The sequence below is a fragment of the Thiomicrorhabdus sp. genome (genome assembly GCF_963662555.1).
Lineage (GTDB): Bacteria > Pseudomonadota > Gammaproteobacteria > Thiomicrospirales > Thiomicrospiraceae > Thiomicrorhabdus.
The window spans coordinates 2,134,686-2,147,903 of record NZ_OY759719.1; the positions used below are offsets into that span (position 1 = coordinate 2,134,686).

The 13,218-nt window shown below is 38.7% G+C and carries 11 protein-coding genes; 1 reads left to right on the forward strand and 10 read right to left on the reverse strand.

Annotated elements, in window-relative coordinates; translation table 11 throughout:
* Nucleotides 1–133: 133 nt before the first annotated feature.
* Genes folD through purU form a run of 10 tightly spaced genes read right to left on the reverse strand, consistent with a single transcriptional unit; the run spans nucleotide 134 to nucleotide 11,048 of the window.
* A complete protein-coding gene (gene folD / locus ACORJQ_RS09540; protein ID WP_321324009.1) occupies nucleotides 134–988 on the reverse strand; it encodes a bifunctional methylenetetrahydrofolate dehydrogenase/methenyltetrahydrofolate cyclohydrolase FolD in 855 nt (284 codons plus the stop codon).
* A gap of 4 nt (nucleotides 989–992) precedes the next feature.
* Complete coding sequence (locus ACORJQ_RS09545) at nucleotides 993–2,318, reverse strand: FMN-binding glutamate synthase family protein (protein ID WP_321324011.1); 1,326 nt, start codon at nucleotides 2,316–2,318, stop codon at nucleotides 993–995.
* Nucleotides 2,319–2,365: 47 nt separating this feature from the next.
* Nucleotides 2,366–3,043, reverse strand: coding sequence for a GltB/FmdC/FwdC-like GXGXG domain-containing protein (locus tag ACORJQ_RS09550; protein WP_321324013.1), 678 nt, complete (start codon nucleotides 3,041–3,043; stop codon nucleotides 2,366–2,368).
* Nucleotides 3,044–3,072: 29 nt separating this feature from the next.
* Nucleotides 3,073–3,972 carry a class II glutamine amidotransferase gene (locus ACORJQ_RS09555; RefSeq protein ID WP_321324015.1) on the reverse strand — a complete coding sequence of 300 codons (900 nt, stop codon included), beginning with the start codon at nucleotides 3,970–3,972 and terminating at the stop codon, nucleotides 3,073–3,075.
* Between the two features lie 12 nt (nucleotides 3,973–3,984).
* Nucleotides 3,985–5,319: a type III glutamate--ammonia ligase gene (glnT, locus tag ACORJQ_RS09560; protein WP_321324016.1), complete on the reverse strand. Its 1,335-nt coding sequence runs from the start codon at nucleotides 5,317–5,319 to the stop codon at nucleotides 3,985–3,987.
* A gap of 10 nt (nucleotides 5,320–5,329) precedes the next feature.
* Nucleotides 5,330–5,797: a hypothetical protein gene (locus ACORJQ_RS09565; RefSeq protein WP_321324017.1), complete on the reverse strand. Its 468-nt coding sequence runs from the start codon at nucleotides 5,795–5,797 to the stop codon at nucleotides 5,330–5,332.
* Nucleotides 5,794–8,679, reverse strand: a complete 2,886-nt coding sequence (locus ACORJQ_RS09570; protein WP_321324018.1) for a glycine cleavage T C-terminal barrel domain-containing protein — start codon at nucleotides 8,677–8,679, stop codon at nucleotides 5,794–5,796. Before ACORJQ_RS09570 ends, ACORJQ_RS09565 begins: the two co-directional genes overlap by 4 nt.
* Entirely contained in the window at nucleotides 8,676–8,936 is a 261-nt protein-coding gene (locus ACORJQ_RS09575) for a sarcosine oxidase subunit delta (protein WP_321324019.1), read from the reverse strand. Before ACORJQ_RS09575 ends, ACORJQ_RS09570 begins: the two co-directional genes overlap by 4 nt.
* A gap of 9 nt (nucleotides 8,937–8,945) precedes the next feature.
* Entirely contained in the window at nucleotides 8,946–10,187 is a 1,242-nt protein-coding gene (locus tag ACORJQ_RS09580; RefSeq protein WP_321324020.1) for an FAD-dependent oxidoreductase, read from the reverse strand.
* A gap of 9 nt (nucleotides 10,188–10,196) precedes the next feature.
* Nucleotides 10,197–11,048: a formyltetrahydrofolate deformylase gene (purU, locus tag ACORJQ_RS09585; RefSeq protein ID WP_321324022.1), complete on the reverse strand. Its 852-nt coding sequence runs from the start codon at nucleotides 11,046–11,048 to the stop codon at nucleotides 10,197–10,199.
* 749 nt (nucleotides 11,049–11,797) lie between these two features.
* Between purU and ACORJQ_RS09590 the strand changes: the two genes are divergently transcribed.
* Complete coding sequence (locus tag ACORJQ_RS09590; protein WP_321324024.1) at nucleotides 11,798–13,042, forward strand: L-lactate MFS transporter; 1,245 nt, start codon at nucleotides 11,798–11,800, stop codon at nucleotides 13,040–13,042.
* Nucleotides 13,043–13,218 lie beyond the last annotated feature (176 nt).

Consider the following 13,218-nt stretch of genomic DNA (forward strand, 5'->3'; position numbering starts at 1 on the left):
CATAGAGACTTTTGCATAAACATAAATCTCGGGCAAAGCTCTTTCATTCGCTAAAGCAAAAAAGCCGTATTCAATTTTGAATACGGCTTATTGAAAACAACCTATTAAATATTGGCAATAATCATTATTTCATTTAAAACCCTTGACGTCGCTCACATGACTTAAGAGTATTTTCTAGCAAAGTAGCAATTGTCATAGGACCAACACCACCTGGAACAGGAGTTACGTGTCCTGCCACATTGATCGCATTTTTATCAACATCTCCCGTTAGAGAACCATCTTCTAAACGGTTGATACCAACGTCCAATATAATTGCTCCTGGTTTAATCCAGTCTGCTGGAATAAAATTAGGCTTTCCAACGGCTGTGACAAGTATATCTGCCATACCCACATGTACTTTTAGATCTTCAGTAAAACGATGGCAAACCGTTGTGGTGGCCCCTGCTAACAAAAGCTCTAAAGACATCGGACGACCAACAATATTTGATGCTCCTACAATCACCGCATGCTTACCTTTAGCAGATAAACCATAATGATTGAGCAAACTCATACAACCAAAAGGTGTACAAGGCCTTAGTGTTGGCATGCGTACCGTTAACCGACCAATGTTATATGGGTGAAAACCATCTACATCTTTGTCAGGATGAATGGCTTCAATTACCGTTTCAGTATCAATGTGTTCAGGTAAAGGCAGTTGAACTAAAATACCATCTACGGAGGAATCATCATTCAATTGTTCAATTAAATTCAATAGTTCCGTTTGTGTGGTTGAATCAGGCCAATGCCAAGCTTTTGAGACCAAACCTGCTTGCTCGCAAGCCCTCTTTTTATTATTTACATAAATGGCTGAGGCTGGATCTTCACCAATTAATATAACAGCAAGCCCAGGAGCTCTTAACCCCTGAGATTGACGCATATCAACAGCATCTTTGACCCTTTCTCTAATCGCTTGAGAAACAAGTTTACCGTCAATTATTTGTGCAGACATAACCTTATGAATACCCTTTTTTACCTGGAATCCAATCCGTACCAGCGAGTGGAACACCAGCCATGGCAGCTGCTTCTACATTTAAAGCCACCAAGTCTTCTGGCTCTAAATTATGTAGATGCGATTTACCACAAGCTCTTGCTAAAGTTTGAGCCTCTAAGGTTAGAACGTGTAGATAATTTGCTAAACGTCGTCCAGCATCTTCTGGATCCAAACGAGCAGCCAAACCTTCATCCTGCGTTGATATACCAGCTGGACACTTGCCTTCATGATAATCGTCGTAATAACCTGCCGCAGAACCAATTTTTTTGTACTCTTCATCCCATTTAGGATGGTTACAACCTAGAGCGACAAGTGCTGCTGTACCAATGGCTACCGCATCTGCTCCTAATGCCATACATTTAGCGACATCGGCACCACTACGAATACCACCAGAAACAATTAATTGTACTTTACGGTGCATACCCATTTCTTGTAATGCACGTACCGCTTGCGGAAGTGCCGCCATAGTAGGAATACCAACGTGTTCAATAAACACATCTTGCGTTGCAGCTGTACCACCTTGCATACCATCCAAGACAATAACATCTGCCCCTGCTTTTACGGCAAGTTTCACATCATAATAAGTACGTGTCGCACCGATTTTGATATAGATAGGTACTTCCCAATCTGTGATTTCACGTAATTCTTGAATTTTAATGGCCAAGTCATCTGGGCCAGTCCAATCTGGGTGACGACAAGCACTTCGCTGATCAATCCCTTTTGGTAGGTTTCGCATATAAGCAACTCGGTCTGAAATCTTTTGACCCAAAAGCATACCGCCCCCACCTGGTTTAGCACCTTGTCCAAGTACAACTTCAATCGCATCGGCTTTACGTAAATCATCTGGATTCATGCCGTAGCGAGAAGGTAGATACTGATACACCAAGGTTTTAGAGGTTTTACGCTCTTCAGGTGTCATACCACCATCACCAGAAGTGGTTGAAGTACCTGCAATGTTTGCTCCACGACCCAATGCCTCTTTGGCATTGGCCGATAAAGCACCAAAACTCATACCTGCAATCGTTACAACAGTATCTAATTTGATAGGCTTTTTGGCAAAACGGGTTCCTAAAGTAACATCCGTTCCACATTTTTCACGATACCCTTCTAATGGGTAACGTGACATACTTGCACCTAAAAATAGAAGATCATCAAAATGCGGTACTTTTCTTTTGGCACCAAATCCACGGATATCATAAATTCCGGTATCTGCAGCACGTTGAATTTCATTAATAACATCTCGGCTAAAAGTGGCCGATTCTTTCAAACCTGGTTGTTTATCAGTCATGATAGACTCCTTATTCTTTCTATTTAGTTTGCCACTTGGTTTACCAATTAGTACGCCGAGGCATTATCAACTTTAAAGGTATAAAGCTGACGAGCAGAACCATAACGAGTAAAGTCTTCTGGTTTTTCATCAGAACCTGCTTCATTTAATAAGGCTTGGAGTTCTTCAATATGCTCAGGCCTCATCTCTTTTTCAATACAGTCTGCACCTAAAGAAGCGACTTTGCCTTTTACATACAGGTGAGCCTCATAAAGAGAGTCACCCAAAGCTTCGCCCGCATCACCACAAACCACCATACAACCTGATTGACCCATAAAAGCACTCATATGGCCAACAGAACCTTTAACAACAATATTGACACCCTTCATGGAAATTCCACAACGAGCTGCGGCATCACCATCAACAACCAGTAATCCACCATGTGCTGTTGCGGCAGCAGACTGACTTGCATTACCTTTTACATGAACCTTTCCTGACATCATATTTTCTGCAACGCCTTGCCCAACGTTTCCATTAATCGTAACTGTTGCATGTTTATTCATGCCCGCACAGTAGTAGCCTGCATGACCTTGCATCTCAATATTTACTGGTGCATTAAGGCCCACACATAAATTATGATCACCACTGATTCCTTCAACTAAAACAGTTTCAGTAGAAGATTCAGGCAAATTATGAAGTGCTTGATTTAACTCTCTTACACTTTGTTCTTTTAGATTGAATTTCATAGTATTTCCTTTACTTAAACCCTAAATGTTTACTCTTTACCCCAGTAATACACTTTGCCTGGATCAGGCTCCCAAAGTTTGGCGTTCTCGATACCTGGTAATGTAGATAACGCATGGTATTCAGAAGCCATTGCAACGTAATCATCTGTCTCTGCAATAATCGCTGGCTTACAAGCAATAGGATCTCTAACTACTGCAAAACCGTCTTTAGTACCAACTGTGAAGGTAAAGAAACCGTCTAAATCATCAATGGCACTTTCTAACGCTTGCTTAACGGTATCGCCTTCTTGTAATCTCCAAGTCAGGTATCCAGCAGCAACTTCAGAATCGTTTTCTGTTTCAAAAGTTATGCCTTTGGCTTTTAATTCTTCCCTTAAACGGTTGTGGTTTGAAAGAGAGCCGTTATGCACTAAACATAAGTCCATCCCCGTTGTAAAAGGGTGAGACCCTTCCATACTTACACCACTTTCAGTAGCCATTCGGGTATGGCCAATAATGTGAGAACCTTTCATTCCTTTTAAATTAAATTTCTTAACAATTTCTTCTGGCAAACCGATTGATTTTAAAATTTCAATTGATAAACCCACACTCATAATTTTGACGTCTGGAGCATATTCAGTAATAGCTTCTCTAACTAAAGCTTCATCACCTTTCATCTTAAATACAGCGGCATTTGCATTATGTAAAACAGAAACTGACGTATTAAAATCTTCTTCTAGTTGCCCTGCTAAGTTGTGCCAAGGGTAATTTTCATCTTCATGTTGAAGAGTAATCTTAACCATACCTTGTTCGACTTCATCTCCGTAAATAGCAAATCCTGCACTATCTGGACCACGGTCTGTCATAGCAATCAACATAGGTTCAAACAATTCACCTAGCTGATTCTCTAAACTTTGATTTTTAAGGTATAAACCTACAATTCCGCACATATTTTTTTCTCCTTAAAAGAAATCCGCATAACGGTTAATTTCCCAATCTGAAACATGTCTCTGGTATTCAACCCATTCCATGCGTTTTATATCAATAAATTCTTTAACAAAGTCTTCACCAAGCTGTTCATGGAACACCGTGCTGTTTTCTAGAGCTGTTACGGCTTCACCTAATGACTGTGGTAAAGTTTCAATCCCTAAATCAGCAATTTCTTCTAATGACAATGCGTAGTGATTGATATTTTTAGGTGTACCTGGATCTAACTTTTTCTCAATTCCGTCTAATCCTGCAGCAATAATTGCAGCAGTAACTAAATAGCTATTTGAACCAGAATCTGGAAGTCTAAACTCTAAACGGCCGCGTGGAATTCGCACCATTGCAGTTCGGTTGTTATCACCATAACTAATGAACGCAGGTGCCCATGTAGCACCAGACAATGAACGCCCAACTACAAGTCGTTTATATGAGTTAACGGTAGGAGCTGAAAATGCACACAGAGCTTTAGCATGGTGAATAAGCCCACCCATAAAGTGGTACGCCATTTCTGATAATCCAAGATCGTTTTCATCACTTTCATCTGCAAATAAGTTTGTGCCGCTCTCATCGGTCATAGAGAGATGGTAATGAAAGCCATTTCCTGTTCGATTAGAATTTGGTTTAGGCATAAATGAACAGGTCATTCCCATTTCATTGGCAATTTCACTACCTGCCATTTTTACAAAGGTAATTCTGTCAGCCGATGTTTTAGCATCGCTATAGGTGTAGTTAATTTCAAACTGGCCATTGGCATCTTCATGATCAATTTGATAAACGTCAAAACCAACTTGCTGTAACGAATCAACAAATTTGTCTAAAAAGTGACGTGAACGAGACATCCCTTTATAGTCATAACATGGCTTCTGCAAAGTATCTGATTCATCAAATGGAACCATTTGCCCTGTTTCATCTTTCTTTAACAGGTTAAATTCTGGTTCGATACCAGTATTAAGCGTCCAACCTTTAGCACTTAATCTTTCAATTTGTTTTAACATGATATGACGTGAATCAAATGCATAAGGCTCGCCATCTACATAGCCTGTACAAGAAACTCGAGCATAACCAGGCTGCCAAGGCACTAGAGATAATGTGCTTAAATCAGCTTTGGCAATATAATCACTTTGATGAGGTTCTAACCCTAATCCCCAAACTGCAAAACCTGCAAAACCTGCACCACTTTTCACAATATCTTCTAGACAGTGAACAGGAACAGATTTAGTTTTAGCTACGCCATGAATATCGACAAACTGGGCTAAAATAAATTTAACTTCATTGTCTTTAAGTAATTTTTTTGCTTCTTCTAAAGTCATTTAGACACTCCTAATTTAAAAATGGGGATGTTTCGATTTGTTTTTCCAAGGTTTCAATAAAATACTGACCATAAGTTGGGTCACATCCTATCGTGACGGGTTCTCCTTCTTCAGGTATAAGCATCCAGACGCCTACACCCGCCATTAAAACCATTACAAAATCACCAGGTTTGGCTTGTCTAAAATCAAATACACAAACTTCAGACATTAAATTTCGCCAATCTCCCGACAAGGTAATCACCACATCCCCTCGTTGGAATGCATATTGTTGTAATTCAAGTTGGTCGTAAGAAAATTTTGAATGATTAATCAAAATCTCTTCTTGACCTAAGTTGGCTATGAACTCTTCTTTATTAAAAAGTTCATATTTAAATAATTCAGGATTCGCTATTTCAAGTTTGGCAATCAGTTGCGGTAAATTTTTTCCTCTCAAAACTGTTAAATTTGGCAAACTGTGTTTTGTTAATTGAATTTTCATGCGACCTCTCCTTCAGGAAGTTCCTCAGGAGTTTGCTTAGCACCCTTTGGATCATAAAAAGGTAATGCAACAACCTTAGCTTTAATAAAATCACCGCTGGTTAGCTTAATATTCAGCAAGGTATCTACTTCTGAAAATGCTAATGAAACATCTGCTAAACCAATAGTTTTATGTAAAGATGGGCTATAAGAAACACTGGTAATTCTGCCTGCAATCTCGCCTTGCTCAATAAACAAGTTCGATTCAAGAGGAGCTTCCCCAACAGGTTCTTTGACAAGTTCAAACCCAACCAATTTACGCTTTTGTAAGCTCTTTAATTTTTCTAAACTTGGCTTACCTATAAAATAAGGTTTCTTAAGATGAACTGACCAAGGAATTGCCGCTTCAAAAGGATTCATTAATCCATCAGTATCCTGACCTACAATAATATGGCCTTTTTCAAGTCTTAAGATTCGCTGAGCTTCTACACCAAATGGTTTGATATCAAACTCTTGACCTTTATTCATAATTTCATCCCAAACTGCCGCTGCGTTTGTAGATTCAAGATGGATTTCATAGCCAAGTTCACCTACAAAGCCGACCCTTATAAGAGTTGCTTTATGACCACAAACTTCTGTTTGACGCATTGCCAAATAAGGAAAAGCTTCATTGCTTAAATCTAAAGAAGTCAGTTGTGACAAAATACGTCGACAATTTGGCCCTGCTAGGTTCATAGCGGCTAATTGACCTGTTCGGTTTAGCACAGTGACATCCAATCCCCATTCAATGATTTTCATTTGAATAAGTCGGTAAGCGGCATCTGAACTGCTTGTTGTAGTTGTGACATAGTAATGTTCTTCGCTGTAGCGAATTGCAACACCATCATCGGTAATAACACCTGTATCATCGACCATTACAGCGTAACGACTTGCCCCAACGTTCATGTTTGACATACGCATGGTATAAAGACGATCCATCAGTTCAGCGGCATCTTTACCAAATATTTCTAACTTACCTAAAGTAGAAACATCAATCAGTCCTACTGAGCTTCTAACCGCATTTACTTCAGCATCAATACAAGCCTGTCTATCAGACTGACTCTGATAATACTCTGGTCTTAACCAATTACCCGCTTCCATAAATTTGGCATTTTTTGCGACATGTTGGCTATGCAGTGCGGTTAGACGCTCTGGTCTAAAACGCATACCTGCTAGATGAGAAACTGGAACAGGATGAAACATAGGTCTTGCGGTTGTTGAGCCCGCTTCATCAATGGTTCTGCCTGTTAATTTAGCCAAAATACGAATACCATTCATATTGCTGTGCTTACCCTGACTTGGCCCCATTCCAATGGTAGAAAAACGTTTCATTAGTTCAATATTGTCAAAACCTTGAGCAATCGTCGCTTTCAAGTCTTTAAACTGAACATCTTCATCAAAATCAACAAACGCTTTGCCTTTAGGATGATCCCAAATTGGGTAAGAATGAGAGTGGGCAATACTTGAGGTCAAATCTACTGTCGGTGTTAAGGTTTGATTTTTAACGTATTCAGCCGCATTTAACCCTGCTTGTTCACCGTCTTTTAATTGGTCTTCAATATCAAAAACCCCATTTATACGGCCACAAGAAAATAACCCATCAGGTAATGTTTTAGGTGTAAGTTGCTCAACGTTATAGTCATAAGAAAAGCTTCCCCCTAACTGATAAATTGGAGCACCTGCAGGTGCCCAGCCAACACTCATGAGTAAGCCATCACAATCAATGATGTGACTTTTACCATTCACACTAAACAAAACCCCAGACAAAGACTTTTTACCTAGAGCTTCAATATGCTCAATATTTCTATACACTGGAATGCCTAAAGCAGTAACAGCATCACACCATTCACCTTTTGATTCGCCTGAATCTAAAACCGCTAAAACAAAAATCCCAGCTTTATGAAGGTCAAGTGCTGCTCGATAACCTTCAATATTAGAAGTTAGCACAACCGATTTTTCGCACGGAGCTACAGCATAACGAGCAATTAATCTTTGTGCTGCACTGGCATTCATAACACCTGGTAAATCGTTATTACGAAATACCGCTGGCTGTTCAAATACGCCTGTTGCCACCACAATAGACAGTGCCGAAATTTTGATTAAACCTTCTTTTGTATTAACAGCTAACCACTTATCGCCATAAACACCTGCCACATAAGAAGATGTTTTCACATCAATATTAGGCATACTAGCAATCGTGTCTTTTAATGTTTTTCGGTTTTCAACTTGAGACTCATCATTAGCATATTGGTAATCTAAAGAACCACCTATAAAGGTATTTTCATCAATTAAACAAACATCTAAACCTTGCTGTGCTGCTTTAATGGCCGCTTTCATCCCTGAAGGCCCAGCACCAATAACCACAACATCACAATATTGGTAACGCTTATGCTTTCTCTGCTCTGTCCAACGAGTATCTACATTCCCTAAACCTGCCATGTGTCTAATTAGAGACTCCCATTTTGGGAATAAAAATTTAGGAGAGTAAAAAGCTCTGTAATAAAAACCAACCGGTAGAAATTTAGATATGAGTTCAACAAGTGAACCAGCATCTTTATTAAGGTTTCCAAAGGTGTTAACAGACAAAAGGCTTTGTTGATCAGAAACTTCAACCACATCTCCTCGAATATTTACCTCATCGGAAGATTGGTATAACGCGTTAATATCATGGTTAGCCATTGTCAAAACACCGCGACGACGATGATATTTAAAACTACGTCCAAGCACTTTGTTGCCACTAGCCCAAAGAGCACTGGTAATAACATCACCCTTAAAACCTGTTACCTTTTGACCTTCGAGCTGAAACGTGAACTCAGTATCTCTATCAATCCACTCTAAAGGCTGTTTTATTAATCTAAGTTTCATTTAACAATCCTTTTTGCAATGCTGACATGGCTAATAACGTCCGTTAGCGTATTTCTTTCAAAGAAAAACCACATACCTGTTGCGCGGTGATACCACCACTCTTTTTGTACCTGAGGATTACTATGTCGATAGAACAAGTGATCAGTCCACGCCTTTTCTGTTATTCCTTCAAACTCTGGTTCGTCTTGAACCAAACCGCCATAAGTGAATTCACTTAAAGCTCTTCTCCCAATTGGTGGACACGTTATAAATTTCATACAATCTCCTTAGTGACCGACCGAAGCCGCCCCTTTTTCTCCAACAAGTTGAAATGATTCAAAACGATCCAAGCTAAAGGGTTTTATTAACTCATGTGTTTGATCTGTCGCCGCCGTATAAGCCATTGTTTTGCCGCTGATTGGTGTCGCTTTAAAACCCCATGTTCCCCAACCGCTATCTAAATAAAAACCTTCAACATTGGTCTTACCCATTATTGGTGCAAAATCTGGCGTAATATCACTCATCCCTGCCCACTGACGCATGATTTTTAAGCGACTTGTAAAAGGGAATAGATCCATCATTTGATCGGTTAGCCCCTCAACAAAATCAAGGGTTGAACGAGTAGAATGTAATTCGGCAGGATCAACAGAGGCTCCCATAACTAGCTCCCCCCTTGAAGATTGGCTGACATAAACATGTAAGCTTCCTGATACCACAATCGTATTCATAAATGGCTTAACAGGCTCGGTAACACAAGCTTGTAAAGGAAAGACTTCTATTGGTGTTTTGATATCCAGCATATTAGTAATACGAGGTGAGGATCCAGCCACCATAGAGATAACTTTTTTAGCTTTAACAAAACCTTTATTTGTTTCAACACCAACCACTTTTCCAGCAAACGTTTTAATATCTGTTACCTGGGTTTTTTGGTGAATTTCAACACCACGCATTTGAGCTCCACGAGCATATCCCCAAGCCACTGCATCATGTCTCGCAACAGAACCAGGTGCGTGATAAAGTGCACCCATGACAGGATGTTGACCATTACATTCAATATCCATATACGGAACATCTTTTTGGATGGTTTCAGAATCAACAACTTCACTGTCAATGCCATGATGTTTATTTACTTCCGATCTCCAGCGCATTGTTCTTAAAGAGCTGTCTGTATGAGCTAAGGTGTAATGACCACGAGTTGAATAAAAAATATTCAAATCAAAGTCTTCACTTAAATCATTAAATAACTTGAGGCTTTCGTCATAAAATTTGACCCCTTCAGAAGTCAAATAATTAGAACGAACAATGGTTGTATTTCGGCCAGTGTTTCCACCTCCGATATAGCCCTGTTCTAAAACAGCAACGTTGGTAATTCCATGCTCTTTAGCTAAGTAGTAGGCACACGCCATTCCGTGTCCACCGCCACCAATAATGACAACGTCATACTCTTTTTCTAATGGTTTTTCTTCAGGGAAAAATCGCAACTCATCTTCTGGTTTTTTCCAAGCGTACTTTAATAATCTAAGTGGCATCTCAAACTCCTATGCAAATACTATTGTTTTATTACCACTTAAAAGAACACGATCTTCTAGGTGAAATTTAAGGCCACGAGCCAATGCATTTTTTTCAACATCTTTCCCTAGCATTACCATCTCGTCTGCAGATTCACTATGTGAAACACGTCTAACGTCTTGCTCAATGATTGGTCCTGCATCTAAATCTTCAGTAACGTAATGACAAGTTGCACCAATTAACTTAACGCCGCGATCAAATGCTTGATGGTATGGTTTGGCACCAATAAATGAAGGCAAGAAACTATGGTGAATATTGATAATTTGTCCTGGATATTTTTGACACAAATCAGGGGGAATAATCTGCATGTATCTTGCAAGGACGATAGTATCGGCCTGATAATGATCAACCCAGTTAACCACTTCAGAAAATGCGTGAGGCTTATTGTCAGGCGTTACGGGAATATGAACGTATGGAATCCCGTGCCATTCAACCAATGACTTTAAATCTAGATGATTAGATATTACACAAGGGATCTCAAAGTCCATCTCTCCAGACTTCCAGCGATATAACAAATCATATAAACAATGATCTTGTTTACTCACCATAATGATGACGCGCTTTTTAATTGCACATGCTGAAAGGTTCCACTTCATATCAAACTCTTCAGCAATCACACTAAACTCAGTCTGAAATTCTTCCTCAGAGATATTAAGTTTAGAAATTTCATTTCGCATAAAAAACATGCCTAACTCTTTATCAGCATGGTGATTTGCTTCATTTATTAAACAATTATTTTCTGCCAAAAATGTAGATACTCTAGAAACAATTCCAGTCTTATCAGGGCAAGAAATGGTTAATACATAATGATTAGAATTCACAAAATGTTCTCCTTATGAACTATTTGTTCTTATACTACCTAAACAAAACTTTCATTACAAGAACTTTTTATTACTTTTAATAAAAATTAAATTCTATAAAAATCAAACTTCATTAATTCGTAATAACTTGATAAGTATTAATTTGCAAATTGGGAACTGAAAATTGAGAAATTGAGAAATTGAGAAATTGAGAAATTGAGAAATTGAGAAATTGAGAAATTGAGAAATTGAGAAATTGAGAAATTGAGAAATTGTGAAATTGTGAAATTGCGGAATTGCGGAAGTGCGGAAGTGCGGATACAAAGTAGAGTTTAACCAACTTTATTTGAGAACATCCGTTAGCCTAAGCCTAGAGAGTGCTCTTTTATGGTCTATAACCAATAAAAAAGATAGAGTTAAAAGCAAATTACCAGGCCTGGTAATTTGCTAATTTAAAAAGTAAGCAACCAAATGAGATAAAAAGCCTTATTTTAAGTTTCTTAAATGGTTCTCAAATTCTTATAATGCCATTAAATTTTTCACACTCCAATGCTCATGACTTGATTTGTAATATCGCATATTATGTCCATCAGTTATTTCACATTATCAGGCTGTTAGCATTGGATTATCCTGTGAGATATAAAAATTAAAGGTAATCAATATTCTTTTTAGCGGTGAGAAAATCAAATTTGATTAACATGGCAATTGACGCCGCATTAAACCGTTTTACTTAAATTTTTCCCGAATATGATTTAAAGGAGATTTAATCTATGAAAAAAAATAGATGGCTTATGGCCTTAGCAGCCGTTGGGGTTCATATATGTATTGGTTCTGTGTATGCATGGAGTGTGTACGTTAACCCAATTAAAGATGAAATGAATTGGACTTTAACAGATGTAACGATTGCATTTAGTATAGCCATCTTTTTCTTAGGTTTATCTGCCGCGTTGATGGGCAAATTTGTTGAACGCAATGGTCCAAGAGTCGCCGCTATTATTGCTGCCGTACTTTTTGGTTTAGGTACTGCAGGGTCTGGTTTAGCCATATTAATGGAATCAAAACTCCTGCTATATTTCTTTTACGGAGTCTTAGGCGGGTGTGGTTTAGGTATCGGGTATATCTCTCCGGTTTCTACACTCGTAAAGTGGTTTCCAGACAAACGAGGCCTAGCAACAGGCTTAGCCATTATGGGATTTGGTTTTGCTTCTGCAATATGGGGACCAACTATTAAAGTATTAATTTCTGAAATTGGCGTAGCATCAACTTTTATTACCCTGGGTGTCACTTATTTTGTGATTATGTTCGCTTCTGCTATGTATTTAGAAAAACCAGAAGAAGGATATTTACCAGAAGGCTTTAAGAAAAAAGTAGAAGCGGGTCATAAAACACTCAAAACTGATCTTGCCATGCTTGGTTTACACGAAGCCGTTAAAACGCCGCGCTTTTATGGCCTATGGTTAATGCTATTTATCAACGTTACTTGTGGTATTGCAATTATTGGTGTTGCCTCTCCTCTGTTACAAGAAGTTCTAGGTGTATCTGCATTGATAGCCGCGGCGGCTGTTGGTTTAATGGGAATTTTTAATGGTGCGGGCAGAATTTTCTGGGCTTCATTATCGGATTATTTAACCAGACCTATTGTCTATATCATTTTCTTTGCAACCCAAGCCATTGCATTTTATGTCTTACCATCAATTACTGAAATTATATTATTCCAGGTAATCTTATATTTTATTATGTCTTGTTATGGTGGAGGGTTTGCATCAATACCGGCCTATATTGGAGATATATTTGGAACCAAAGAACTTGGTGCAATTCATGGTTATATCTTAACGGCATGGGCTGCGGCTGGTTTAGTTGGCCCTCTAATCATCTCAATGGTCAAAGATGCTACAGGTTCTTATTCTGAAACCTTATATGTATTCTCTGGATTCTTTGTGATCGCGTTAATCATCTCTATTTCCATGCTCATTAATATTAAATCAATCGAGAAAAAACAAAATCTAGCTCAGTAAAAACCCTCTCTAAGACCTAAGTGTAAGAAGCTTTATGTTTCTTACACTCCCCCTTCTACTCATTAAGTAAACACCTATCCAGCTTTAGTGTTTTAGCCCCTAACCAAGTAGTGTAAAATATTTAATCACTCGCCTAGAATTAAATAAGCATTTAGACGGCACATTTAAAACGGCCC